The 24,315-nt window shown below is 62.5% G+C and carries 22 protein-coding genes and 4 pseudogenes; 9 read left to right on the top strand and 17 right to left on the bottom strand.

The window, feature by feature from the left end; all coding sequences use genetic code 11:
- Positions 1–29 precede the first annotated feature (29 nt).
- Both MMB49_RS00525 and MMB49_RS00520 read right to left on the bottom strand, forming a co-directional pair.
- Positions 30–1,259 carry a class E sortase gene (locus MMB49_RS00525; RefSeq protein ID WP_047271266.1) on the bottom strand — a complete coding sequence of 410 codons (1,230 nt, stop codon included), beginning with the start codon at positions 1,257–1,259 and terminating at the stop codon, positions 30–32.
- Complete coding sequence (locus tag MMB49_RS00520) at positions 1,256–2,044, bottom strand: DUF881 domain-containing protein (RefSeq protein ID WP_003816156.1); 789 nt, start codon at positions 2,042–2,044, stop codon at positions 1,256–1,258. Before MMB49_RS00520 ends, MMB49_RS00525 begins: the two co-directional genes overlap by 4 nt.
- Positions 2,045–2,121: 77 nt before the next feature.
- Here MMB49_RS00520 and crgA point away from each other — a divergent pair, with 77 nt between their 5' ends.
- On the top strand, positions 2,122–2,577 hold the full coding sequence (gene crgA / locus MMB49_RS00515; protein WP_003816157.1) for a cell division protein CrgA: 456 nt from the start codon (positions 2,122–2,124) through the stop codon (positions 2,575–2,577).
- Between the two features lie 125 nt (positions 2,578–2,702).
- Here crgA and MMB49_RS00510 read toward each other — a convergent pair whose 3' ends face one another.
- The 3 genes from MMB49_RS00510 to MMB49_RS00495 form a co-directional block, all read right to left on the bottom strand.
- Positions 2,703–4,004 (bottom strand): class I SAM-dependent methyltransferase, encoded by a 1,302-nt coding sequence (locus tag MMB49_RS00510; protein WP_229029079.1) that lies wholly within the window; start codon positions 4,002–4,004, stop codon positions 2,703–2,705.
- A gap of 258 nt (positions 4,005–4,262) precedes the next feature.
- Positions 4,263–4,946: an IS3 family transposase gene (locus MMB49_RS09585; protein WP_373159141.1), complete on the bottom strand. Its 684-nt coding sequence runs from the start codon at positions 4,944–4,946 to the stop codon at positions 4,263–4,265.
- 38 nt (positions 4,947–4,984) lie between these two features.
- A complete protein-coding gene (locus MMB49_RS00495) occupies positions 4,985–5,770 on the bottom strand; it encodes a rhomboid family intramembrane serine protease (RefSeq protein WP_047271262.1) in 786 nt (261 codons plus the stop codon).
- A gap of 186 nt (positions 5,771–5,956) precedes the next feature.
- Here MMB49_RS00495 and MMB49_RS00490 point away from each other — a divergent pair, with 186 nt between their 5' ends.
- A complete protein-coding gene (locus MMB49_RS00490) occupies positions 5,957–6,178 on the top strand; it encodes a hypothetical protein (protein WP_003811385.1) in 222 nt (73 codons plus the stop codon).
- Between the two features lie 394 nt (positions 6,179–6,572).
- A complete protein-coding gene (locus MMB49_RS00485; protein WP_082247838.1) occupies positions 6,573–6,815 on the top strand; it encodes a hypothetical protein in 243 nt (80 codons plus the stop codon).
- Positions 6,816–6,983: 168 nt separating this feature from the next.
- On the opposite strand, the gene MMB49_RS00480 is transcribed toward MMB49_RS00485, so the two are convergent.
- Positions 6,984–9,437: a glycogen/starch/alpha-glucan phosphorylase gene (locus MMB49_RS00480; protein ID WP_047271260.1), complete on the bottom strand. Its 2,454-nt coding sequence runs from the start codon at positions 9,435–9,437 to the stop codon at positions 6,984–6,986.
- Positions 9,438–9,772: 335 nt separating this feature from the next.
- On the opposite strand from MMB49_RS00480, the gene MMB49_RS00475 reads away from it, so the two are divergent.
- Positions 9,773–10,180 (top strand): sterol carrier family protein, encoded by a 408-nt coding sequence (locus MMB49_RS00475; RefSeq protein ID WP_003811373.1) that lies wholly within the window; start codon positions 9,773–9,775, stop codon positions 10,178–10,180.
- Between the two features lie 101 nt (positions 10,181–10,281).
- Here the strand turns inward: MMB49_RS00475 and MMB49_RS00470 are convergent, their stop codons facing one another.
- Positions 10,282–10,431 (bottom strand): hypothetical protein, encoded by a 150-nt coding sequence (locus MMB49_RS00470; RefSeq protein WP_229940906.1) that lies wholly within the window; start codon positions 10,429–10,431, stop codon positions 10,282–10,284.
- A 3-nt stretch (positions 10,432–10,434) separates the two neighbouring features.
- Between MMB49_RS00470 and MMB49_RS00465 the strand changes: the two genes are divergently transcribed.
- A complete protein-coding gene (locus MMB49_RS00465) occupies positions 10,435–10,731 on the top strand; it encodes a hypothetical protein (protein WP_229940905.1) in 297 nt (98 codons plus the stop codon).
- A 43-nt stretch (positions 10,732–10,774) separates the two neighbouring features.
- A pseudogene (locus tag MMB49_RS09580) lies at positions 10,775–10,899 on the top strand (IS3 family transposase); the annotation flags it as partial.
- Between the two features lie 253 nt (positions 10,900–11,152).
- On the opposite strand, the pseudogene MMB49_RS00455 reads toward MMB49_RS09580, so the two are convergent.
- Positions 11,153–11,453: pseudogene (locus tag MMB49_RS00455) on the bottom strand (ATP-binding protein); the annotation flags it as partial.
- Between MMB49_RS00455 and MMB49_RS00450 the strand changes: the two are divergent.
- Positions 11,424–11,815: pseudogene (locus tag MMB49_RS00450) on the top strand (IS3 family transposase); the annotation flags it as partial. The pseudogenes MMB49_RS00455 and MMB49_RS00450 sit on opposite strands and share 30 nt — an antisense overlap.
- 405 nt (positions 11,816–12,220) lie before the next feature.
- On the opposite strand, the gene MMB49_RS00445 reads toward MMB49_RS00450, so the two are convergent.
- The 5 genes from MMB49_RS00445 to MMB49_RS00425 form a co-directional block, all read right to left on the bottom strand.
- Positions 12,221–14,272: an MDR family MFS transporter gene (locus MMB49_RS00445; protein ID WP_047271257.1), complete on the bottom strand. Its 2,052-nt coding sequence runs from the start codon at positions 14,270–14,272 to the stop codon at positions 12,221–12,223.
- Positions 14,273–15,196: 924 nt separating this feature from the next.
- Positions 15,197–15,430 carry a phage holin gene (locus MMB49_RS00440; protein WP_016463178.1) on the bottom strand — a complete coding sequence of 78 codons (234 nt, stop codon included), beginning with the start codon at positions 15,428–15,430 and terminating at the stop codon, positions 15,197–15,199.
- A 59-nt stretch (positions 15,431–15,489) separates the two neighbouring features.
- Positions 15,490–16,353: a LysM peptidoglycan-binding domain-containing protein gene (locus MMB49_RS00435; protein WP_229940904.1), complete on the bottom strand. Its 864-nt coding sequence runs from the start codon at positions 16,351–16,353 to the stop codon at positions 15,490–15,492.
- A complete protein-coding gene (locus MMB49_RS00430; RefSeq protein WP_054828721.1) occupies positions 16,354–16,755 on the bottom strand; it encodes a GH25 family lysozyme in 402 nt (133 codons plus the stop codon).
- 70 nt (positions 16,756–16,825) lie between these two features.
- A complete protein-coding gene (locus MMB49_RS00425; protein WP_016463176.1) occupies positions 16,826–17,158 on the bottom strand; it encodes a hypothetical protein in 333 nt (110 codons plus the stop codon).
- A 31-nt stretch (positions 17,159–17,189) separates the two neighbouring features.
- On the opposite strand from MMB49_RS00425, the gene MMB49_RS00420 reads away from it, so the two are divergent.
- The gene (locus tag MMB49_RS00420; RefSeq protein WP_047271253.1) at positions 17,190–18,191 is read left to right on the top strand and encodes a DUF2806 domain-containing protein; all 1,002 of its coding nucleotides are present in this window, start codon (positions 17,190–17,192) and stop codon (positions 18,189–18,191) included.
- Positions 18,192–18,212: 21 nt separating this feature from the next.
- Here MMB49_RS00420 and MMB49_RS00415 read toward each other — a convergent pair whose 3' ends face one another.
- Positions 18,213–19,484 carry an SGNH/GDSL hydrolase family protein gene (locus tag MMB49_RS00415; protein ID WP_047271251.1) on the bottom strand — a complete coding sequence of 424 codons (1,272 nt, stop codon included), beginning with the start codon at positions 19,482–19,484 and terminating at the stop codon, positions 18,213–18,215.
- A 123-nt stretch (positions 19,485–19,607) separates the two neighbouring features.
- On the opposite strand from MMB49_RS00415, the pseudogene MMB49_RS00410 reads away from it, so the two are divergent.
- Positions 19,608–20,843, top strand: a pseudogene (locus tag MMB49_RS00410) (IS30 family transposase).
- 140 nt (positions 20,844–20,983) lie between these two features.
- Here the strand turns inward: MMB49_RS00410 and MMB49_RS00405 are convergent.
- From MMB49_RS00405 to MMB49_RS00395, 3 genes are all read right to left on the bottom strand, one after another.
- On the bottom strand, positions 20,984–21,787 hold the full coding sequence (locus MMB49_RS00405; protein WP_016463171.1) for a hypothetical protein: 804 nt from the start codon (positions 21,785–21,787) through the stop codon (positions 20,984–20,986).
- Positions 21,777–22,808, bottom strand: a complete 1,032-nt coding sequence (locus tag MMB49_RS00400; RefSeq protein ID WP_047271248.1) for a DNA-processing protein DprA — start codon at positions 22,806–22,808, stop codon at positions 21,777–21,779. Before MMB49_RS00400 ends, MMB49_RS00405 begins: the two co-directional genes overlap by 11 nt.
- 97 nt (positions 22,809–22,905) lie before the next feature.
- Positions 22,906–24,153, bottom strand: a complete 1,248-nt coding sequence (locus MMB49_RS00395) for a tyrosine-type recombinase/integrase (protein ID WP_047271246.1) — start codon at positions 24,151–24,153, stop codon at positions 22,906–22,908.
- Positions 24,154–24,315: the final 162 nt, after the last annotated feature.

The raw sequence follows: 24,315 nt of genomic DNA, 5'->3' as shown, positions 1-24,315 counted from the left end.
CCCATTATCGCCGCCAACCGGCCATGCCGCTAATCGACCGCGTAATTCGACATGCTTTGCAGGATGGGGATGTGGCTTGCCGCCCATGGGCACGCCCACTGAATCAGCGCCACGCTGACGATGAACAGCAGCAGTATCAGCAGCGCCCACCTGATTACCAGCGGACCGGGCTGGTGACGCAGCAGCCATCCGTAGATGCTCGCGTCCGGACGGCGGCGCTTGCCGGCGCGAATCTCGCGCAGCACCGGGTACCGCCAGGCCACCAGGGCCGCGATGTACAGCACCAGGTACGCCACCAGCGCCCACAGCACGATGGGCTGCAGCGTGCCCAGCTTGGACACGAACGACCGGCTCGTGTTGCTGCTGGAGAACGCCACCTTCGCCGAGTTCGACGACGTGGCGAGCTCCTGCGGCACGCCATCCGAGACCTTGGCCCAATAGCTCAGCTCACCGTAGCTGATCCAACGATGCGTGGCCGTGGTGTATTTCGGCTCGCACGTGGTCAGTGTGATCATGCGCTTGCTGGGAGGCGTGTTGAGATCCTCCGGGTTAGCGGCGATGACCTCGGAGTGCTCCGGGGTGACGATCTTGTGTGTCGTGTACTTGTACACGTACCAGTAGTCCTTGGTACGCACGATGATCGCGTCGCCCTCCTGCAGCAGGTCGACGTCTCCCAGCGGTCGACCGTAGCCGTTGCGGTGGCCGGCGACCGCGAAATTGCCGACTGAACCGGGCATCTGCGTGGACGGATAATGTCCCAGACCGTGCAGCGACAATTCGGCCTCGTCCGTGCCTTCGACCACGTTACGCACCCACCCCTGGCCGAACCGGGGCACGTACACCTGCGCGATGAGCTCGCCATCGCTTGCGCTCGTCGGCTGGACCGGCACGTCGCCGCTTTGCGCCTTGGCGACCTTCGAGCTGTCGCCGCCGGCCGGATCGGACCATGACGCCGACTGGCGGGTCTCGACCTGCGTGTGCTCGGACTGGACGCCGGTCCACCACATCTGCCATACCACGTACAGCGCGCAGACGGCCGCCAGCGTCATCAGCACCTCGCCGAGGATCCCCAGCACCGACCACAGAACGCTGCGCTTGGCCGCCGGCTGCGCGAGGCCGCGCCGGGCGTTCGGATCGGGCATCGGCACCGGAGGCAGCGCCATGGTCACTTCCCCGGCGTACTCCGGTTCAGCAGGGGCAGGCGCCTCGAAATCCTGAAAATCGCCTTGAATCTGTTGAGAGTTGCGCGAATGCTTCATTCCTCGCTCCCGTCCTTGACCACGGACGCATACCGCAACGGCTGCAGCGTCGCCGCAGACTGCCCGAACACGAGATCGTCCTTTTTTTCCACTTTCCAGCCCAATCCGAATGCGCTGACATACTCTTTATACAACTTGACCGCGTTCGAGTCGTCCAAAGCCCGAATCATGGCATCTGCGGGGCCGATCGCCGACACGGTGAACGGCGGCGAGTATTTCTTGCCCTGTAATAGAAGCACATTCCCTTGGCAGATCACTGCGGAATTGAACAACACGCGCTGGTCCATGATCATCATCGACTCCGCGCCGCCCGCCCACAGGGCGTTGACAACAGCCTCCACGTCCTCCTGATGCACGACGTAATCGTTGATGTTCGCGGCCGAGCCCGAACTGTCCACCATGTTCTCCCACAACGGGGAGTCGTTCAGGGTCACGGTGATGCCGGGACCGTGCACCGCCGGCAGTATGGTGCCGGAGCCCGCGTCCTCGGTGTCGCTGGGCTTGGGGTCGCTCGTGCCCGAGGGCTGCTCGGAGGAGCCACTGTTGTTGGCGAAATCCTTCAGCGTGTTGATCTGCGCGCTCAGGTCGGTGATGTCCTTCTGCAGCTGGTCGACATGCTCCACGCGCTGCTCCACCAGGTCCGCCGTGTCGGAAGTGACCGTTGCCGTGCGGTTCACGCGCACGTTCGTCACCAGCAGATACCCGGAAAAAGCCACGATCAGGCACACCGCGAAGCCGCCGAGCCACGTGCGCCGGGCGGCGTGCCTGCTGGTGTGTCTGGCCATGATTCCTCCCAGTGTGTTCAACTTTCGAGTGTAACCGCTATTATGATTTTTTAGCCTATTGAATGGAGACTACGCTTATGGCTGACACAGAGCTGCACGAAACCGACTCGGAAGACCAGAAGGACTGGCAGGCCGAGACCGACGCCGACGTCAAGGACACGGACACCAACGAGACCGACGCCAACGAGACCGACGAGGCCGATGACGATTACGGCGTCTCCATGGACAAGGTGCAGGCGGTGCTCAACGCCACCGCCGACAAGTCAGAGATGACCCCGCAGATGCAGCGCATGATGTCGCGGCAGGCGGAGAACACGCGCCGCGTCGAGGAGACCATCAAGGGCACCAAGTCGAACCCGCGCTGGTTCGTCCCGCTGTTCTGCGCGCTGATGATCATCGGCCTGATCTGGGCCGTGGTCTACTACCTGTCGCCGAACGGCACGTGGCCGATCCCGGGTATCGGTGCTTGGAACCTGGCAATCGCCTTCGCGATCATTATGGTCGGATTCATCATGACGATGTGGTGGCGCTGAGCGGCGAGATCCCCTCGCGGCAGCCAGCTCCATATCGACGGTAAGCGACGTTACGGTTTGGCGGTGGCGCGGCACCATGCTGCGCCACCGCCAAACTGTGTTGTTGTCATACCCTTTTCGCGGTTTCACTGCTTCACGGTGCGGACGATGACATGACGGCCATCGACGGACGTCGTGCCGAACAGATACACATCGCCGCCGTCTGCCAGCTTGAGTTTCCTGCGCAGCTGGACAGCGGTCAACGGGAAGTTGCGCACTGCGATATTCGCCCTGTCGACGCCCGCTAGAGCCCGTTTCAGCTCTTTTTTGCCCATACCCGCGATGGTTTCAATGACAAATCCCCGGCCGGGAAACTGCGGCGCCGGCGTGCCCGATATCAGCAGGTGGCTGTTCGGACCGATCTGGCGCATACCATAATGGTCCTCCAGCAGCGCGAAACAGCCGCCCTTCATCAGCGAAGCGTTCGGCTCGTACAGATACCTGGGCTGTTCCGGAGCGGCGTGTGGCGGCTCTGCAGACCCGCCCTGACTGCCTTTTTCTCCTGCGGCGGCGAGGACCACACCGTCAGAATCCGCGCCGGTCTTCATGTCATGGACGTATCCGAATACGTCGCCATCGTTGACGCAGATCACGCGTATGGCGTCGTGCGAACCGCGGTCGAGCACCAGCAGCAGTTCCTTGCATTCGTTGCCTGTGGAGACGATATGCACTTCGCCGACCGAACCGTTGAAGTCCGCAACCGTCTTTCGCCAATCCAGCATCGGAGACAGCTTGACCATGACGTGCGGCGAAACGGCCAGCAGACGGTCTTTCAGCGCGAGTACGTCCGGCGTGCAGTCGGCGATGGCATAGGTTCGGCCGCCATGCGCGTCACGTCGCGCGGGGTCGAGGTAGATCAGCGCGATGGGAACGGCTGTAGCTGAATCGACTGCGGCCGAGTCTGCGGAGGCGGCGCGGGAATCAACGACGCCGCGCAGCCAATCCTCCGCATCGCCGTTGATCACATCCATGTGCGGGAGCCCCAGCGCCCGGAAATTATGAGCCGCGAGCTCGCACAGGTGAGGCTGGCGCTCCACATAGACCGCCCGGCTGAATCCACGCGCGATATACGAGCAATCGACGCCGAATCCGCCGGTCAGATCGACCATCGCACCGCCGGCGCCCGCTACGCGCCTTGCGATGCCGGCCTTGTACTGCGCGGCGAACTGGGAAGAGCACTGTTCCATGGAGATGTGCGGCGGATAGACGATGCCGTCGGTCTCGGCCCATTGCGGCAGCTTGCGGCACGCAGTCTGCCAGCCGGCGATCTGGTCGAGCGCGAATGGCAGGTCAAGCCCGTCCACGCGTTTGGCGCTGAGCGCCAGGTCGCGCACATCCTGATTGCGGTGCGCCGCAATGAACCGACTGGTCTGAGACGAAATATCCATAGTGTCATGGTATCCCGGCAGCGTCATCGCGCCCCGGCTTCGAGATCCGTAACGGATGCTCCGCAAATCAAGTTGTGCACTGTCTATCCACCGGTTTTCCCCATGTTATCCACATTATTCACATACTTATACACAATTGTGGATAACTCTTATTCGCATTGTGCACATTGTCCACAATGTGTCAAAACCCAGTATTTCCAACATTGTTAGAGCTCACACGGACTTATTCACCATAGTTATCCACGAGTTATACCCAACTTATACCCAAGTTGTCCACAAAGTTCTCCACATCATGTGGAAAACTACACGCATGTAATTCACATTGGTGCGACGCTTCCACCCCGAGCCATTCTCCAGTGCCCCGCCACCCCACAAAAGTCCCATCACAAGCTCGGGGGTGGTGACGTTTTGTTGGACTTCGTTGTCTGTATGGTTGTCTGGCAGGTTATCACATGTGTTCAGCCGACGAGCCCCAGCTTGATGCGCCTGTCCATGATGCTCATCCCGTACTCGGTCTTGATGCGTTCGTCGCGCTACCATGTCATGTACTCGTCGAGCATCGTCGGCGAACCCGTCGACCGTGACGCCCGTGAAGTCGCGCTTGTGGAAGAACTCCTGCTTGAGACGGCCGAAGAACCCCTCCGCGGACGCGTTGTCCGGGCTGCAGCCCTTCGCGCTCATCGAGCGGATCAGCCCGTGGCCCTTGCAGATGCGTATCCATTCCGGCCACTGGTAGTGGCAGCCGCGGTCCGAGTGGGTGACAGGCGCCTCGCCGATCTCACCCCTGTACGAGGAGTAGCGCCTCGCGCTCCTGGACACGGGCACGAGCCCGTGCCGGGTCATCAGGCGCATGACCCGTTTGGCGGGCACGACGACGCCCGCGCCCCTCAATTCCAGGTGGACGCGCCTGTACCCGTAACGGCGCCTGCTGTTCTCGAACACGTCGCGCCAGGTGGGACTTTCACCGGGTAAGAGGCCAATCACATGATGTACGTCAGAGCCGGATTGCTCAGATTACAGACCAGCACGCCTGCGACGATCAGCGCCAACACCACCGCCCCGTACACCATCGTCCGGAACGTCAGGCTCTTGCCGCGCAACGCGTGCACGCCGGAAATCAGCAGCCACGTGAACACGCCGCCGACGATGAATCCGCCTACATGAGCCTGCCATGCGATGCCGCCCACCAGGAACGGCATCAGGAAGTTGACCGCCATCCAGACCAGCATCGAACGGATATCCTCTCCGATGCGCCGGTACACAACCAGCATCGCCGCGAACAGGCCGAACAACGCGCCGGACGCGCCATAGGCACCACAAAGCCACCCGGTGCCACCCGGCCACAGCGCGGCCCAGGACATCAGCCCAAGACCGCCGCCCAAACCGGAAAGCACGTACAGCGCGAGAAACGGCCAATGCCCCATCATCTTCTCCAGCACCGGCCCCACGCTCCACAACGCCAGCATGTTGAACAGGATATGCAGCACCGACTTCGGCGAATGCAGAAACATCGACGTGAGGAACATCCACGGTTGTGCGACCGCCGTCAGCGGGTCGAACCGGCCGTAATAGATCATGGTTGCGAGTCCAAGAGGCCAGAACAGGCTGAACACCATCTCGACAACCCACACGGCGACGCACGCGATGATGATCGCGCTGGTGAACACAGGGCCGTTCGACCGCCACTGATATTGAATCGCCCGCTTGGAGAACAGGTTGTGCGCCGACGGCGCACCGGGAAACAAACTGAATCGGCCATTACTCATGTCATCTACTGTAGCGGAATCGCATCTCCTCGCCGGACGGTGAAACAACACGCTCCCGGCTCGTCGTGCGCACCGCCGGCAAAGCAAAAGCATTCCCGCACGCAATCGCCACATTTTTGGAATTAAGATGGAACCCAGAGTTGGTTTTGAACGGGCAAGCCAACCAGGATTGGGAAAGGAGCCGTCATGGAGAACAAGTCTTCAAACGGTTGGAAGTTCTTTGCGTTGTTCTTTGGTGCGCTGCTGGCCGCCGTGGTTGGTCTGTACATCTACAAGCAGCAGAACCCGGATTATGATCCGTGGGAGGAGCCTTGGGAGAACAGCTCGTCCCCGGTCGACCTTGGCCTGACCAAAGACGCCGACAAGGGCGACGCCGATGAGGCCGAAGCAGCCCCGGAAGCCGCCTGAGTTCATTTAACAGTCAATCGTTGTAGGCACACATGTGTCCGCGAAAAGAGCCTGCCTGCATTTCGCAGACAGGCTCTTTTCGCATGTTGTGCCGCATTGGGGCTCTCAAAACTCGCAGTTATAGACCATTTTCAGCAAGTATTGCGGTGTATCTGCGAGTTTTGAGAGCCCCAATGCGGCAGACAAGGGTTCTGGATGGCTCACTGCATGGCGATTCCAACTTTGCCCCTCTTCGTCGAGACATGCCCCACCGCCGCCACGATCGAAAAACGGCAGCAACGTATGCGGTGCCGGCAAGCTCGAAGCGTCGTATTCGCAAGGCAAGACGCCGGTTTCGAACCTATGCGATGGCAATACCGACACCGCGTGGGGCGACTGGCAGTCCAAGGGCAGTGTGAAGCCCGAGCCTTGGGTGAGCTGGACGTTCGATGAGGCGAAGACGTTGGATTACGATCTTTCCGGATCGTTGAACATCGAGACTCAGGCGTATCCGCGTCGTTCGCGGTCGCGATCGCGTCGAATGGTGACCAGCAGCCGACCACGCCGAGCAAGCCCGGTGATGGCGATGCTTGCAAGCGGCTTCCTGCTGCTAATCGCCGCAGTCGCCGTGTTCGCCATTCGCCGCGCTGCGCAGTGATGTAAAACAAAATTCGCCCCCGCCAGCGGGGGCGAATCACGTTACACGCCGTCAGTCGGCAAGCGGGCGCAGCCCGTTGGACTGATTACGCGCGCGTCCTCTAGGTGCACCGAAGGAAACGGTACAAAGGTACCGCGACTGAGGAGCAACGACGAGGACGCTCCGCAATCAGGCCAACGGGGAGGTGTGCCAGATGTTGTCGAGATAATCCTGGATCGACCTGTCGGAGCTGAAGTAGCCCGAGTTCGCGACGTTGAGGACGGCCTTGCGGTTCCACTCGAGGGGGTCGCGGTAGAGGGCTTCGATCTCACTTTGGATGCTGGAGTAGGCGGTGAAGTCCGCGAGGGTCATGAACCAGTCCTTGGTGAGCCAGTCGGCGACGAGGGGGGCGTAGGTGTTGCGGTCACCGTTGGAGAAGGTACCGTCGGAGACCATGTCGATGGCGGCCTTCAGGCGGGGGTCGGCCTCGTAGTACTTGGCCGGCGAGTAGCCATCTTCGTAGAGCTTGTCGACCTCGTCGACGGTCATGCCGAAGAGGAAGAAGTTCTCGGCGCCGACACGCTCACGGATTTCGACGTTCGCACCGTCCAACGTACCGACGGTGAGGGCGCCGTTGAGGGCGAACTTCATGTTGCCGGTGCCGGACGCCTCCTTGCCGGCCTGGGAGATTTGCTCGTCGAGGTCGGTGGCTGGGATGAGGTGCTGGGCGAGGCGGACGTTGTAGTTCCAGGGGAAGAAGACGTGCAGCTTGCCCTTGACGTCGGGGTCGTTGTTGACGACGCGGGCGACGTTGTTGATGAGCTGGATGGTCATCTTGGCGAGGTAGTAGCCCGGGGCGGACTTGGCGCCGAAGATGACGGTGCGGGGAAGCACGTCGTCGGCGGAGACGCGGCCGGACTTGATGTCGGCGTACTTGGCGATCAGCGCGAGGATCTTGAGGGACTGGCGCTTGTACTCGTGCAGGCGCTTGACCATGGTGTTGAACATGGTGTTGGGGTCGAGGTCGAAGCCGTATTCGCGCTTGGCGTAGGCGGTGAAGTCCTCCTTGTTGGCCTGCTTGACGGCGGCGAACTTCTTGACGAATTCGTCGTCCTTGGCGAGGGGTTCGAGGCCCTTGAGCAGTTCGAGGTCGCTCAGCCACTTGTCGGTGCCGAGGCCTTCGGTGATGAGGGCGGACAGGCGCGGGTTGGCGAGGCGGATGAAGCGACGGGGGGTGACGCCGTTGGTGACGTTGGTGAACTTGTCGCCGTAGAGGTCGGAGAAGTCACGAAGGGTGACGTCCTTGAGCAGTTCGGAGTGCAGTTCGGCGACGCCGTTGACGTGGGAGCCACCGGCGGTGGCGAGGTATGCCATGCGGACCTTGGGGTTCTCCTCGTCGGTGACGATGCGCATGCGCTCGATCTTGGCCTTGTCACGGGTCTTGGTCTTGAGTTCGGCGAGGAAGTGCTCGTTGATCTCGTTGATGATTTCCATGTGGCGGGGCAGCAGTTCGGAGATCAGCTTGGCCGGCCAGACTTCCAGCGCCTCGGGCAGCAGGGTGTGGCAGGTGTAGTTGAAGGTCTTGGTGGTGATGGACCAGGCGGTGTCCCAGTCGTAGCCGTACTCGTCGATGAGGATGCGCATGAGCTCGGGGATGCCGATGACGGGGTGGGTGTCGTTGAGCTGGAAGGTGATCTTGCTCGGGAAGGTGGTCAGGTCGGGCTTGCTCTGGCCGGGGTAGAACACGCGGATGGCGTCGTGCAGGGACGCGGCCACGAAGAAGTACTGCTGTTCGAGACGCAGCGCCTTGCCCTGCGGGGTGGAATCCTCCGGGTAGAGAATCTTGGAGATGTTCTCGGCCTTGACCTGCGGCTTGACGGCGTCGAGGTATTCGGACTTGTTGAAGGTGAGCAGGTCGAATTCGTCGTAGCTCTTGGCGCTCCACAGGCGCAGCGTGTTGACGCGGCCGGATGCGTAGCCGGGGACCATGTAGTCGACGGGCACGGCGCGCACGGACCAGGCCGGCTTCCAGACCTTCTTGCCGTTCTCTTCGACGACTTCGCCGCCGAAGGAGACCTTCTGGGAACGGTTGTAGTCGATGTGGCCCCAGGGCTCTTCGTTGGTCAGCCAGTAGTCAGGCTTCTCGATCTGCTTGCCGTCCTTGTCGAAGGCCTGCTCGAAGATGCCGTACTTGTACTGGATGCCGTAGCCGAACGCGGGCACGCCGAGGGACGCGAGCGAGTCGATGAAGCAGGCGGCGAGACGGCCGAGGCCGCCGTTGCCGAGGCCCGGCTCGCGTTCGACGTCGATGACGTCCTGCGGCTCGAAGCCCAGGTCCTTGACGGCTTCGTCGAACTGGTCGATCATGCCGGCGTTGAGCAGTGCGTTACGCAGCTGCTTGCCCATGAGGAACTCGGCGGACAGGTATCCGACGGCCTTGGTGTTGCCATTGACCATGTCCTGCTGGGTCTTGAACCATGCGTCCTGCAGGTAGCGGCGGACCACCAGCGAGGAGGCGACGTACACGTCGGCGGGGGTGGCCTGCTCGACGGTGACGCCTTGGCTGTACTTCAGCTGTTCGCGGATGCCGTCCGCGAACTCGGCGGTCGTGACAGGTGACTTGGGTGCAGTGATTTCAGTCATGTCTGACTCTCTTTCCGGATTATGCTTCCTGTGTTATTATGCGACGGCTTGGTGACCACGCCAATAAGTTCCGGTGACGCTGCGTAACGTTATGCAATCGTTTGCAGAAACATGAAATATCATACAGGATTTGCCATAAATACGCCAAATCGGCTATATATCAACTACATTTTGAGACGACAGAAAACGTTGCCACGTTGGAAAACAACGTATTGCAACACCTGATGCAAGCCCGATGAAACACTTTTGCAAAGATGCAAAGCATCCGAAACCGCACCGAGAACCGCCGGCCGATGCGAAAAGGCAATCGTCACCCCTAGAGGCACAATGGAGTCATGGCCGCAATTCGAGAACGAGACATACCCGCGGGCGAGCGCGCGTGGCAGCAGTGGAACGACGCAGCGCAGCGACTGCGCGAGGACGGGGCGGACTCGGAGTCCCTGATGCCGGCGTTGCCCCGACCGACATGGGCGATGGCGGTGCGATACACCTTATATCTGCTGGAGCGCAAGGCGCCCGGCCCCGGCGTGGAAGTGCGAGTCGCACCCTGGGGAGCCGTGAAGATCCTGGATGGCCCGGCGTCCGACCCGCACAATCTCACACCGCCCGATGTCATCGAGCTCGACCCCGAGGTGTGGCTCCGTCTCGCCGCCGGCATCACCACATGGTCCCAAGAGAAGGACGCGGGGCGCATCACCGCCGTCGGCGAGCGCGACGACCTGAGCGACCTGCTGCCGCTCTGACCGGCCGCGGGCGCCCGTACTTACCGGCCTTCCGGCATGGGCGGCACCGTCGGGCTGCCGCCCATGCCGACGCACGACAATGCATCCGCCACCCGCGGCGCCTACTCCTTGACGTAATACTGCGCCTGCGCATGCCACAACTCGTAGTACTTGCCGTTTTCGTCGGCCACGAGCTGGTCGCGCGTGCCATACTGGACGATCGCGCCATGGTCGGACACGGCGATGTCGTCGCAGAACTTGCACGACGACAACCGGTGGCTGATATACGCGGCCGTCTTGTCGCCGACATGCCGCGGGTGGATTGCCCGAAGTGCGGGGTCGTGGTCGCGATGGTGTCGTGGGCCGAGCCGGGCAGCCGGTTCACGCGCGACTTCGAGTCGGAGTGCGCGTGGCCGGTGAGCGTCGCGAACCAGAAGACGGTCGGCGGTTTCCCGCATATCGTATGGAGGACCGCGGGAGACATCGCCCGCCGGGTCGCCGAACGGCTCGGAACGGCGATGCCCTCGCCGTTCGACGGCCTCGCCGCGATCGGCGTGGCTACAATGTGTTAGACAGTCCGATGAGGGACGAATGACATGAGATTGGAGGCCGACGATGGCCGACCCGAAACATCCCCCGCCACTACGACGAGGCGTTCAAACGGCAGATCGTGCAGTCGTGCGAGAGCGGCAAGCCATCCCGGGAGATCAGAGCCGAGTACGACATCGCGCGATCGACCCCGCGGTGCTGGTATTCGCACGAAGGCAGGCATGATACGGGCCAACTCCGCCCGCTACCCGATATCAGCGCGATGCAGGATGCCGGGCGTTCCCCGCTCCACCTACTACTGGATGACCGGGCATCCCGGGACGGAGCGTGCGGATTGTGTTTCTGCAAGTTGGTGTCCACAGTATGGGCACTTTTTCAGCGGCGTAGGCGGCTGGTTTCCAACAGAAACCGCGCCGTCGGAACCCGCCGCCCTTTTCTTCCCGGCTATCTGGTCATGAGGGCGTGCTCGCTGCGGTAGGAGCCTCCCCCCGAATCCGGTGAGCCTTCCGTGGCGCACGGTGCGGTCGATCGGCATGTAGCCGAACTCGTCGATGACCGGGAGCCTCGCCCTGGCGATCTGCCGGAGCTCCGCGTCGAGCCGCCCCCGTTTCGCGCGGCGCAGCCGCATGAGCAGCCCGGTCGCGGTGAAGAACCCGACCGGTATCGCGCGCATGCACGCGAGCCTGCCCGACGCGACCGCGAGATGCGTCTTGCCGGTGCCGACGGGCCCGTAGAGCACGAGATTGAATTGACACGCCATTCTGGACTACTTCAATTTGGCAAAACACACATCAGCACGGTGTACACCACCCAGGTCAGGGAACACGGCATGCTTCCCTCGACCGGCACGGTCGGCGACTCGTACGACAACGCCATGGCCGAAAGCGTCAACGGCGCGTACAAGACCGAGCTGGTGTGGCGGCGCAAGCCATTCGCAGACCTGGCCGAGCCAGAATTGGCGACGTTCCGGTGGGTCTCGTGGTGGAACTCGAAGCGTCTCCACCAGTCGCTGGGCTGCAGGACACCGGAACAGATCGAAACCGAGTATCATGCAAACCAAGCGGCACAAGCTGTCTCACAATAAAAGGGGAACAGAAATCAGGCCACTTCAGGCAGCCTCATCGCGCTCGTCATGCTCCGCTGCGGCGGACTCGACATACACCTACCACAACCAAGAACCTAACCCACGAAAACAGCAGAAGCCCCTCAACTCTTCAATTCCACCACAAAGGTCACATCACGGCATACGCACGCCGACGCGCGTATGCGTGCACGACTCCAGCAACGAGCCGTACCCGCCGTTAGATGGCAGGCTTCAGTATCGTGACGCCATGCGTTAGCGTCACCATGCAACGATAGGAACACACTATTCAATAGTGCATCATGAAAGCGTGACGTTGCCCTTGCGCAGGTGCCGTAAGACTCCACGGACAAAGCAATGAGGCTTCCCCCCCCCCGTGAGAAGGGAAGCCTCATATTCCATTCATTCTATTCAGCGATGATGACGCCGAATCACCGATCATCCTTTGGGAACAGCGCGTCGAAGGCATGTTCCATCACGGACTTACGGCGGATCACACCGACGAGTCTGCCATCACCATCCACCACCGGCAGTTTCTTGAACTGCTTCTTGGCGAGGATTCGGGCCACCTCTCCAACATGCTGGTCGGGCGTGGCGGCAACGACCTTACGCGTGGCGATGTCCATCACCTTCTTGCCGGAGAGCGCCTGCACCTTGGAGGCCACGGTTTCGTCGTCGAACACCACCATCGTCGAACCGGTGCCGGTGGGAACCGTACGGGATTCATAGGTGGCAATCGATTTCATGACATCGCCGTCGCTGACGAAGCCGACGAGCCTGCCATCGCCGTTCACCACGGGAAGGCTGGAGACGTTGAGGCGGATGAACTCGCGCACCACATGCGTGATGTCATCGCTGTCCAGGCAGCTGTAGGGCTGATCGTCCATGATCCCGCCGATGGACTGTTCCTGGGCCTGCTTGAACAGGGAGGCAGCGGGGGCCACGTATGCGCCGGCGTAGTGATGCTCGGCGGGCTGGCCTTCAGTGGTTTCGGCTGCGACTTCGGCGGAGGCTTGCGCCTCGTAGGCCTTGGCGTTGCGTGCGGCCTTCTCCTTGGCACGGCTGGTGACGGTGAAGATGCAGATGATCAGGGCGGCCAGCGAGATGGCGGCGCACAGCAGGTAGGAGAACGCAATGCCGCTGGCCGTGGCGGACTTCACACCCTGGGACATGTGCGAGGCGGTCACGGATGTTTCTGCGGTGACCAGAAGCGAAGTCGCAATGGCTGCCGCGATCTGGCGGCCGGTGTTGGCGATGGCGTTGCCATGGGCGATCATGTCGTTCGGCAAAGCGTTGACGCCCCAAGTGTTGATCGGCATGTTGGCGATAGCCTGACCAGATGCCTGCAATGCGCAGAACACGGCGACAAACAGCACTGGTGTCTTGGTGTTGATGGTGCCGAGAAGACCAAGAGAGATGGTCATGAGCGCAAGGCCGCCGATGCCCACGCCGCGCGGGCCGAATTTGTCGAATGCGGCACCGGCGACCGGACTCAGGATGATGCCGACCGCCGCGGCGGGCAGCATGACCATGCCGGTGACGGTGGCGGATTGGCCGAGCACATTCTGGATGAAGATAGGCAACGTCACGTTGGTTGCGGCGACTGCGGCGTTGATCAGAGTGACCAGAATCGCGGAGTTGCGGAAGTTGCGGGTGGCAAGGGTGTCAACGCGCAACAATGGCTCATCGAGCTTGACTTGCTTGTATACGAATGCGACGAAGGCCACAAGACCAACGACGATTGAGGTAATGACGACCGGACTGGCCCATCCCATCGTGGAAGCGGACGAGAAGCCATAGAGCAGGCCACCGAACGCGATGGTCGAAAGGATCACGGACAGGACGTTGAGCTTTGGGTTCTTCAACTCGCTGACGTTCTTGAGCATCATCGTGCCTCCGACAAGGATGACCAGTGCCACGACTGCAATGCCAATGAACATCAGGCGCCATCCGAAACTGTCAATCACCAGACCACCGACAACCGGGCCGATAGCCGGGCCGGCGGCCATGACGATACCGGCCATGCCCATGGCGGTGCCGCGCTTATCCGGCGGATAGACGAGCATCGGCACTACGGCGACCAATGGCAACAGCACGCCGGAGCCGGCGGATTGCAATACGCGTCCGATGAGCAACAGCACGAAATTCGGCGCAACGGCACACAGCAGTGTGCCGACCATGAAAGTGGCAAGGGCTCCGGCGAAGAGCTTTCGGGTGGAGAATTTATCAATCAGATAGCCTGAAATCGGCACCATGATGCCCGAGACCAGCATGTAGACGCTGGTCACCCACTGCACGGTGCCGGTGGTGATATTGAAATCACGCATCAGTGCCGGCAAGGCCGGTGACATGACGGTCTGGTTGAGCAGCGCGATGAACGAGCCGACGACGATCACGCCCACGACGATGAATCGGGCGTGCGAATCAATAGGCTTTACGGAACTGGCGGCGGACCCGGATTCCGCGGTTTTCTGTGAGGTCACAGCATTTCCTTCTGTTGGTAACGGCATGTGTGGGCGATCCGGCCCCATACTTGTGTCAAGACGCAGGGACACCGATGAGTCCGGGGTAAAGGAAAAGCCGCCATCCGTTCCGCATTCATATACGGCAAACGATTCGCGGCTTTGCGTAAGTTGATGGCTATGGTGAGCGATTCATGCGACGTCGACTGCGGATGGGCCATCGGTACATCCCGGCATAAGGCGTGTCCCCGCTACACCAGCATCGAGAATAGGGCCATTTGTGGATTGGCAAACAGAACATTGCCGACGAACGACCCACGGCAGGCGTGTGCGATGAACATCGCGTAGCGATACAGGTTCATGGCATCTCCTTGATGGGTCTTCGTACGGCAGACATCGAGAAGCCTATCATCATTCAGATCGACGGTGAAACCCACGCATGCCCGACAATACACAAAATCTTTACAAAAGGATTGGGCTTACCGCATACGCTCCGCCTGAATAGCGGTCCGAGGATGAATCAGGGGCGAGCCAAGGGTTGCGTCTCGTGTTTCCGTCATGATGTCTGGCGAAGACTCATAATAGAACACACATTATGCTGCTGCAGCAGCCAGTCCTTGCAGAACAATGTCATGACAAAGGCCTGAGAAGACGACTTCTCAGGCCTTATCCGTACCGCTCCCCCAGTCGCTTGTAGCGACAGCTCCCCTCAAAGAGGGGAGCCAGAGAAACACTTACTTCGAGATGTTGAACTTGAACTCCACGATGAAAACGAAAACCCAATGATTCCAACGGTTCACGGACGCCGCGAACGGCCCGGGCACTCTAAGGGCACTCTATACTGTTGTCGCGAATCATCATACAGCACCCCGGAAACGCGAAAAGCGCCCCGCTCCCCCGCGGCGCAGGCGGGTGGAGCGGGGCGCTGTGATGCGATGATGCAGGCTATTCCTGCGTCATGCGTCGGGCTTTAATCGTGCTGGCGCCGATGAGTGCGCCGACGAGGGTGCCCAGTGCGGTCAGGATGGTGACGGTCAGGTCGGTGCCAGTCCATCCCGCGGCGGTGCCGATGGTCTGCACGCACACGGCCAACGCCGGCAGCGCGATAAGGCCCACCCATTTCAGCACGTCGTACACGCGGTCGGGAATGAGATAGCCCGCGGTCTCTTCGTCGTCCATGAATTGCTCTCCTTACGAATATGGGGCCCACACCCGTGGCGGATGCGGGCCATGATGGGCTAGTAGTAGAGGACCTCGCCCGGATAGATGAGCGACGGGTTGCCGGAACGGTATCCGGTGAGCTGTGTCCAGCTGATGCCGAGCCGCGCGGCGATGCCGGACAGGGTGTCGCCCGAGCGCACGGTGTAGGCGCGCCCGCCGGCGGACTGGTACTGGTAGGAGCCTGCGTAGGTCACGACCTGACCGGGGTAGATCAGGTTCAGGTTCCCGCTGGGCACGCTCCACGAGGACAGCGGCCACGCGTCGTATCGCGCGGCGATGCCGCTCATGGTGTCGCCGCTTTGCACAGTGACCTGCAGCGACCCCGTGCCGGACGGACGCTGGCCGCCCGTGGCGGTCTGCTGCGTGGCGCCGCGGCAGACGGTCTCGCCGGCGTAGATCAGTCCGGGGTCGCCGGACGCGTAGCCGGTCCACTCGCCCCATGTGCCGCCGTATCGGGCCGCGATCGCGCTGAGCGAGTCGCCCGGCTGTACCACGACGCACTGGCGTCCGGTGTTCGCGGTCTGCTGGCCCGTGGCGCCGGCCGTGGTTTCCGGCAGCGGAGTGGACGGGCGTTTCGCGCCGTCGCCCTGCGCGTATGCGTCCCACTGCCAGCGTTCGCCGCGGAACACGTTCAGGTCGAGATTCCCCGAATATCCAGGGAGTCGGCCGGTGGACGAATACTGTCGCATGGCCTCGCCGTAGGCTCCGTAGTTCCACGGGTTCGACTGGTAGCCGGTCGGCAGCATGTTCGCGTACTGGGCGACCCACAGGCCGCACTTGTCCCACACCTGCTGCGGGATCTGCCCGATGGCGGACGCCTGCACGTACACGAGCGGCCACACGCGGGTGCGGTCGTGGATGCGCTGCACGAACTGCAGCACTCAACCGCCGTTGCCCCACGCGCTGTTCTGGTTCGACTCCCAGTCGAGCACGAGCACCGCCCGGCCCACGTAATCGCCGATCTGCGCGAGGAACCAGTCGGCCTCCCTGGTGGCGTTGTATCCGCCGGCGTAATGGTACAGGCCCAGCGCCTTGCCGGTGTCCACCGCGCCCTGCGCCTGCGCACGCCACGACGGGTTGACGTAGCCGGTGGCCTGCGTGACCTTGACCACGGCCAGATCCGCGTCCACCAGCCTGGTGATGTTCGACGGCTGCCAGCTCGACACATCAATGCCCTGCATATCCGCCACGGCGGTCGCCGGTGATACGCCGAGCAGTACGGCGATGACGACCGCGAGGACCCGCGTCACCAGGTTCGGCTTGCTTTTGTTCTTGATGCTCATCCCTCTCCTTTACTGTCGGTTGATATGGAAAAGCCCCATCCGATCCGGATGGGGCAAACCTTGAAGACGGTCACCGGTGCCGTCGGAGCTCCCTGATGTCCTCGCGCAGCTGCAGATGCTCGCGTTCAGCGTTGGAGACCCTTTCGTTGACGGTCTTGAACTCGCCGTTCATGTCGTCGCGCAGCGCGTCGATCGCGGCCATGACCCTCTCGTGCTTCTCGTCCATGTCCGCGCGAAGCGGCGCGGTATGGTCGTTGGTGATCTCCCACTTGGTCGCGGTCTGCTGGTCGCGCAGTCCTCGAATCTGCCTGGACTGGATGACCGCCACGACGATCGTGGCCAGGCTCGGCACGATTGCGATGAGGATGACCGCCCACAACGGGGTACCGGCCGGAGGGGTCATAAATCGTTCCTTTCGGCGTATGCTCTGAGGTATGAGTGATGACGTGTTGACGCCGGGTGGTCAGGTGAAGGCCATCGGCGAAGGTGTGGAATCGGCCGGCAAGGGTGTGGAGCGTGCGACGACGGGCATTTCGAAACTGGTCACGTCGATCAGCGAGGCTGTTCGGTCCGGGGACGGAACGCGCGGCAAGCGGGCGATATTCCGCAAGTCCGTCGGGGACACGCGCCGCTTGTTCGGCGACGATGTGCTGTCCGATGAGGAGGAGCACGCGCTGGCCTGGGAGTACTTGCGCACGGTCAACGGTTTCGAGAACCTGAACACGGTGGGACGCATGGCCGAGGACGCGTGCCGCGCCGGGAACGTGGACACGTCCGAGGTCGACCGGCTCCAGCCGGACTGGTGGGACGCGTTCGAGGACGGCGCCTCGCACGCGTACGACGACGAGGTGCGGGCCATATGGGCCCAGCTGCTGGCCGGTGAGATCAACCGTCCTGGAACGTTCTCGAAACGGACATTGACGACGTTGAACAACATGTCACCGCTTGAGGCCCAGCGTTTCCGGGAACTGTGCTCCTGGTGCTTCGACGTGTGCTGCGAAGGCGAACCTCCCTATGCCGTGCCCCTGCTGGCTCAGGTCGACGGCAAAGGAAGGACTTATGGCGGATTCCCGTTGCCGCGCGGGACGGTCCTTGAGGACGCGGGGCTCGTCACCCAGTCGACCGGGCGGAAAATCGTGTTCCGACCTGGCCCAAACGCCATCATCGTCAACGGCGACGTACGACAGGTATGGAACAGCGAGAGGCACACCGTCTGCTTCATGTCCGGATACTCATTGACCTCGACGGGACGCGAGTTGGCGTTGCTGTGCGCCCACGGGACCGCGGAAGATGATATCCCGCGCCTCATCAGCGAACGGTTCGAGAACGATATGCCCACGATAGGACCATGGATTGCGCTGAACCCACCGTCCGGATCGTCCGAAGTCGTCCCATCAGCCGTCCGTGAAGCGGAACGGGCTCACCTGTATCGGTGAGGCCCGGAACATCCAGTCGAATCAGGGATCGGCCTGTCGGCCGGCGGGTTGGCGATCTCGCCGGCCGCGGCGCTGAAGTAACGGACGCCGCGTGACGGGACGTGCACGCCCGTCGTCCTGGTTCGTCGTCAGACGGGTGTTCCGTGCTACGGTCAGGCGAGCACCGTGTCCATGGAGATGTAGATGTCGAGTTTCATCCCGGTCTCCATCTGTCTTGCTCCGCTGGCCTGTCGGATGACCATGCTGGCGGAGCCGTTGCCGATCGACCAGTAGTGCTGGTTCAGCGTGTTGTATTCGCCGTCGAAGCCGATGACGGCTCCGGTCCGGTATCCGGGGAGCTCGAGCCAGTTCGGCATCCGGCACATGACGAATCCGACGCCGCCCAAGGATTCGTCGAAGTCGGCGTCCGTGAGGATGTGCCACAGGTGCAGGTACAGTCCGCACGGACCGGCCCGTCACGTGGAGCCTGGCGTCCAGAGTGTCCTGGTCGGCCGTCTTCGAGATCTGGCCCGACGCGTCGGTCACGGCCGTCGGGCCGGCGAGCCCGGCGAGGATGCCGGACAGGTGCGCGCCGATGATTCGGTGGCCGGAAGCGTTCGGGTGCAGGCCGTCGGCCAGGAGCGCGTCGTCCGTCCCGACCCAGGTGAAGGCGTCCGGCGCGATCATGGCGCCGCGGGCCATGGCCTCGGAGACGAGGGCGTCGTAATAGCCGACGTTCCTGCGGTCGAGCCTCCCGTAGACCGGGTCGAACGCGCCTCCCAATCCGGAGGCAAGCAGGATCGTCGCGTTCGGATACTCGCCGCGGATCGCCTCCATCACGCGGCGCACGCCGTCGCGCCCCCTCGTGACGTCGCGGTCGACGTCGTTCACGCCGCCGCACACCACGGCCAGCCTGACGCGGGAGTGGTCGTACGCGTCGTCGGACTTGCTGTTGGCGACCTCGTGGGCGATGTCGCCGCCGGACTGGCCGGCACGGTAGAACCCCTCGCCGCCGGCCGCGTAGTTGTGGTCCTCGAACCCGAACGTGGACGACAGGACATCCCTGAACGTCACGCCGCCGGACAGGTAACCCGCGGTGATGCTGTCGCCGAAGAACGGCACATGGCTCCCCCACCGCCCCTTCAAACCGGCCAACGCCTGCTGGGTGGCCGAATCACCCAAAACGTACGCGGCCACGGCCTCGTCAGCCGGCACCGCGTCCACACCCGGCAGACCCTGCGGACCCTGCGGCCCCATCAATCCGCGAGGTCCCGGCATCACCGCCTCGATCAGGTCGACGATCTGCTCGCTCACCTCGCGCCTCCCCTCGGGAGGATGCGGATGATGCTAGGGAGGATTACCCCCCCCCGGTTGGTTCCCGTGATGGGCGCGTTCCAGTGATCGTTGCAACATCTGATCGACCGGTAGGAGGATCGGATGGGCAGGTGGGCGTTCGAGGGTGTGGAGTACGCGACGCGTGGTGAGATGTGCGCGGCGAGGCGGCGCCGCTACGCCGAGCTGCTGGAGGCGGGCGTGAACTTCACGCAGGCCGCCCGCGCGGTGGGCGTGTCCAAACGCACCGGCAAGGTGTGGCGCAACGGAAGGACACGATCGAACGGCAGGAACGAGAAACCGTCGGTGGACCGGTATCGTTCCACCGTGGACATTCCTCAGAAGATCAGTTCGAGGTATCTGGACCAGGACGAGTGCATCAGCATCGCCGACTGGCGGAAGGCCGGCATGAGCGTGCGCGGGATCGCGCGCAGGCTCAATCGTCCCGCGTCGACCGTCAGCCGCGAGCTGGCGCGCAACGCGAATCCCGCGACCGGCATGTACGAGCCGTACCGGGCCCAGCAGATGAGCGCGGACCGGCTCAAACGGCCCAAGCCCGCGAAGATCCATACGGTGCCCGGCCTGCTCGCATACATTCGCGCAGGACTGCGGGCGCATTGGAGTCCCGAGCAGATCGCGGGGCGCCTGCGCGCCGATTTCCCGGATAATGATGCTATGCATGTGTGCGCGGAGACGATCTACCAGGCCATCTACGTCCAGGCCAAAGGCGAACTGAAAAAGGACGTCATCAAGGCCCTGAGGAGCGGGCGCGCCCAACGCCGGCCGCACGGGCAGACGGACTCGCGCAAGCCCCGTTTCCGCGAACCCATGATCATGATCAGCGAGCGGCCCGCCGAAGTCGAGGACCGGGCAATACCCGGTCATTGAGAAGGCGACCTGATCTGCGGCGCGGCCAACAAAAGCGCGATCGGCACGCTCGTGGAACGCTCGACACGGTTCACGATCCTCCTGCACCTGCCCGACGGGCACGACGCCGAACACGTCCAGCAGGCCGTCATCCGGAAAATGCAATACCTGCCCAAGCTCCTGAGGAACTCGCTGACCTGGGACCAGGGAAGCGAGCTCGCCCTGCACAAACGCATCTCGACCACGTTGGACATGCAGGTGTATTTCTGCGACCCGCATTCACCCTGGCAGCGCGGCACCAACGAGAACACCAACGGGCTCCTGCGCCAATACTTCCCCAAGGGCACCGACCTGAGCGCATACCCCGAGGACTACCTCGACGCGGTCGCCGAGGAACTCAACGACCGGCCCCGCAAAACACTCGGCTACAGGAAACCATCCGAGAAAATACTCGAACTCATCAACACAGCATGATGCAATCGCACCAATCCAAGACCGCCATCAAGAGCGGCAAAACACACAGGTGTTGCAACCACCACTAAAATCCGCCCGACACGATACGCATGTGAAAACGCCACGGCCTCTCCCGCGAGCGCCAGGGCGTGTGTGGCGTATCATCCGTCCGTTGCTTCGCTGGTTCTGTTCCATGGGCAGAATCCGCCGGCGTAATGCACGTTTTTCTGGAACAGTGCGACCGCGTCCGGTGACAGCGATTCCAGATAGTTGTAGTTGACTATCCTGGCGACGCAGTATATCGATACTTGCTCGGCTCCGGCGGTTTTCAGGCATGCGGCGACCGATTGGACGTTCGCCCCGGTCACCCATGAGTCGTCGAGGAGCAGGACGTTCCCATTCAAGTCGGGTGCGGATTCGATGTGGAACCTCTCCGGGTCGAAGCGTCTTTTCTCACCTTCCGACGCGGTGATTTCCACCTCGGGCAGACCTCCCATGACCGATGTGGCTATCTCATGGAACGGGTGCGGTTTCCCGTATCGCGGTGATTGCCTGGTCGATGGTACCATCGCCCAGGCAACTGGCGATCCTCCGGCGACCGCGTTCAGGCAATCCCCGTGTCCGACTATGCCCAATGCCAGAATCGCCCTGACGAGCGTGCGGTAGTCGGGTGACGCCGGATGCTCGTCCTTGTACCCGTACATCATCTTCAACGACTGGCTTCTTGGTTCCGGGGCGTAGACGCCGAATGCGAGCCGGTCGGCGAGGAGATGCCCGGCACCAATGGCGGATGCACTGCCGTGGATGAGTGAGCAGCCGCGGCACATCCAATAACCGGCGCCTTTGAACCCTCCGCATTCGGGGCACAGGTATCCGTGGACCGACTTGTACCTCACGGTTTTCAGGTAGCTGCCGGCCATGCTGTCTATGGCGCGGTCAAGCGCTAATCCGTATCTACTGATCATTCGACCTCGATGCGCCTGCCGACAACAGCATGTCCACGGATTCCTCGAGCGCACGTCCCATTCCCAGAAGGTCATGTAATCTCGCCTTTACGTCGTCGACAGTGGACGCCACACACACGCCCGGCCTGGACGCCAGCTTCCTTCCCCATTCAGTCCCGTCGGCGACGGTGTCCCTGAGTATCACGGGACGACCATGCTGCTGGGCCTGACGGGCCTGGATCCTGGTCCCGGAATGCTCGGACGCCTGCACGACGACGGTGGCCACACCGTATCCGCTCATCGACGCGTTCCGCATCGGGAACGTGTACTTGGTCGGCCCCTGGTCCGGCCAGAACTGCGAAAGCACAAGCCCGTCGCGTCTGATGCGGTCCTGCAGCGTTCCGTTCTCTCTGGGATACCGTTTGGTGATCCCGGTGCCGATGAACGCGACCGTGCGCCCGCCTTCCTCCAAAGCCCTGACATGAGCCGCAGTGTCTATGCCGGAGGCGAGTCCGGCGATGACGGCGAACCCACATGACACCAGCATGGAAGCCGTGTCCTGCGCGAATTTCAGCGATTCGGCGTCGGCCTTCCGGGAACCGACCACACTGACGCCAAGCTCGTCCTGTACCATGCGGCCTTCCGCGAAAAGGAACGGTGGCATGTCCACGACCTGGCGGAGCCTGTTCGGATACCGGTCATCGAGGACGGAAACGAAGTCGAGACCACGACGCTCCCACGAGTCCACTTCGTCCAGCGCCGCGTCGAAGGCGGACTCAAGTTCCGCAGCCCTTGCCCGCGAAACAGGTATGTCCCGGTCATCGAACAGGGTCGGCTCCCCGTTCTCGAAATCATCCGGATCCTCGTCGTCATATAACGGGTTGTTACGCGGGTCGATCTCGTGCATGAGCACCTTCAGGGCGCTTCCGTTGCGCTCGACGGTCTCGGCTACGGACGACCACGAATCGCGCTTCCGGTCGATCGTGTTAAGCAACGCCACCAGTGCGGCGTTCTCCCGCATCAAACCCTCATCGTCAGACATCTGCCACGCTCCCATGCATCTCACCGGTCTCCCCATTCTAATATCGGAACGTTACATCCCGCGTCATGAGGCATCCGTCCGCGAACACGGCTGTCTTCTATCCGCGTGCCGGCGTCGCGTCGATGATCTCGATCCCGTCGTGCAGGTCGGGTATCGCGGCGGCCATCAGCCGCCCCAACGATGCGGCGTCCCTGTGGGTGTAGTGCATGGTCATCTGCAGGCTGACGTGGCCCATGATGCTGACGCGCGCGTCCTCGGGCATGCCGGCGCGCGCGGTCATCGACGCCATCCAGTGCCGGGCGGAGTGGATCCGCACCTGCGGCAGGCCCGCGGCCTCCAACGCCTTCAGCCAATGGTGTCGTTCCGTGGCCTCGCGGACCGGATGGCCCAGCTGGTTCGTGAACACGAGCTCACGCGGGCCGACATGCAGGCGTCGGATGCGCGCCCACAGCCGGTCCCACAATCCCTGCGGGATGGGCACGAACCGCGTGGCGGCGCGTGTCTTGGGCGTGGTCAGCCACAGAATCCCGTACAGGTGCTCCGCGTCGAGCCATTTGGGGATCACCGCATCGCCGGGACGACCGTACTCCTGGATCTGCTGCTGCACGAATATGCCGGGCATGCCGTCGCGCAGTTCCAGCTCGTATGGCATGAGCGCGTACCGTTCGCCGGCGCGCATGCCGGACGTGAACGCCAGTTCGAACAGGAGCGCCCACACCTCCACGCTGTCGTCCATGTCCACCGGCCCGCGCCTTGATTCCGGCATCGACCCGACGGCGGCTATCATCCTTTTCGGCTGGTCGGGCGCGAGGATCCGCACCGGTGTCGGCTCCACGCGCGGCGGCCGCACCTTCCTGCACGGGTCCACCGGTATCAGCTCCTCCAGTTCGGCGTCGTCCAGCACCATCTTCAGGCTGACGAAATGATCCTTCAGCGTGGAGGGGGCGAGCCGCTTCCCCAGCACGCGCATGCACCGGCGGACATGCTCCGGAGCCAGATCCGCGAGGCGCACGTGGCCGATGACCTGACAGCAGGCGCGCAGGCGGCCGGCCCGCGTCCGATAGGTGGTGGGCTTGACGCGAAGCCGGTAGTCCTCCAGCCAGCGTTCCACGTAATCGTTGAGGTACGGGGATTTGGCGCCGGGCATGAGGCCGGCGCGTTCGAGCTCGGCGATTTTGGCGTCGAACCGTTCTCTGGCCTCGGCCTTGGTGCGTCCCTTGGCTTCGACGTAGCGGCGTTTGCCGGTGGCGGGGTCGGCCCCGAGGTCCTTGCGGAACCTCCATGTGCCGTCCTTGCCGTGGATGATGCTGCCGGCTCCCTTGGTGCGGCGTTTCCGTGTGGCCATGATGGTCTCCCTTTCCGTGTGTTTATGTTCAATGGTTTTAAGACCGGTTGAGCGTTTGGTTTTTAGTCCGAAAGAGCGGTAGGAATTAGTCCATTTCATCGTTGATGGAAAACAAGTGACACCGGTCTGTCGTTATCGATTAGTTTCCCGAGTTGAAAAAAC

Origin of the sequence: Bifidobacterium sp. SKU (assembly GCF_026016405.1) — a bacterium.
Taxonomy (GTDB): Bacteria; Actinomycetota; Actinomycetes; order Actinomycetales; family Bifidobacteriaceae; genus Bifidobacterium; species Bifidobacterium bifidum.
Note: the sequence above shows the minus strand (reverse complement) of the source record. Positions and strands in the feature narration are given on the sequence as shown.

Coding starts and splice junctions, on each gene's coding strand:
- MMB49_RS00395 (WP_047271246.1), bottom strand. CDS start 24,153: ATGGCCACACGGAAACGCCGCACCAAGGGAGCCGGCAGCATCATCCAC.
- MMB49_RS00405 (WP_016463171.1), bottom strand. CDS start 21,787: ATGATCAGTAGATACGGATTAGCGCTTGACCGCGCCATAGACAGCATG.
- MMB49_RS00430 (WP_054828721.1), bottom strand. CDS start 16,755: ATGAGCATCAAGAACAAAAGCAAGCCGAACCTGGTGACGCGGGTCCTC.
- MMB49_RS00520 (WP_003816156.1), bottom strand. CDS start 2,044: ATGGCCAGACACACCAGCAGGCACGCCGCCCGGCGCACGTGGCTCGGC.
- MMB49_RS00510 (WP_229029079.1), bottom strand. CDS start 4,004: ATGGATATTTCGTCTCAGACCAGTCGGTTCATTGCGGCGCACCGCAAT.
- MMB49_RS00475 (WP_003811373.1), top strand. CDS start 9,773: ATGGCCGCAATTCGAGAACGAGACATACCCGCGGGCGAGCGCGCGTGG.
- MMB49_RS00495 (WP_047271262.1), bottom strand. CDS start 5,770: ATGAGTAATGGCCGATTCAGTTTGTTTCCCGGTGCGCCGTCGGCGCAC.
- MMB49_RS00425 (WP_016463176.1), bottom strand. CDS start 17,158: ATGACCCCTCCGGCCGGTACCCCGTTGTGGGCGGTCATCCTCATCGCA.
- MMB49_RS00420 (WP_047271253.1), top strand. CDS start 17,190: ATGAGTGATGACGTGTTGACGCCGGGTGGTCAGGTGAAGGCCATCGGC.
- MMB49_RS00440 (WP_016463178.1), bottom strand. CDS start 15,430: ATGGACGACGAAGAGACCGCGGGCTATCTCATTCCCGACCGCGTGTAC.
- MMB49_RS00400 (WP_047271248.1), bottom strand. CDS start 22,808: ATGTCTGACGATGAGGGTTTGATGCGGGAGAACGCCGCACTGGTGGCG.
- MMB49_RS00480 (WP_047271260.1), bottom strand. CDS start 9,437: ATGACTGAAATCACTGCACCCAAGTCACCTGTCACGACCGCCGAGTTC.
- MMB49_RS00490 (WP_003811385.1), top strand. CDS start 5,957: ATGGAGAACAAGTCTTCAAACGGTTGGAAGTTCTTTGCGTTGTTCTTT.
- MMB49_RS00525 (WP_047271266.1), bottom strand. CDS start 1,259: ATGAAGCATTCGCGCAACTCTCAACAGATTCAAGGCGATTTTCAGGAT.
- crgA (WP_003816157.1), top strand. CDS start 2,122: ATGGCTGACACAGAGCTGCACGAAACCGACTCGGAAGACCAGAAGGAC.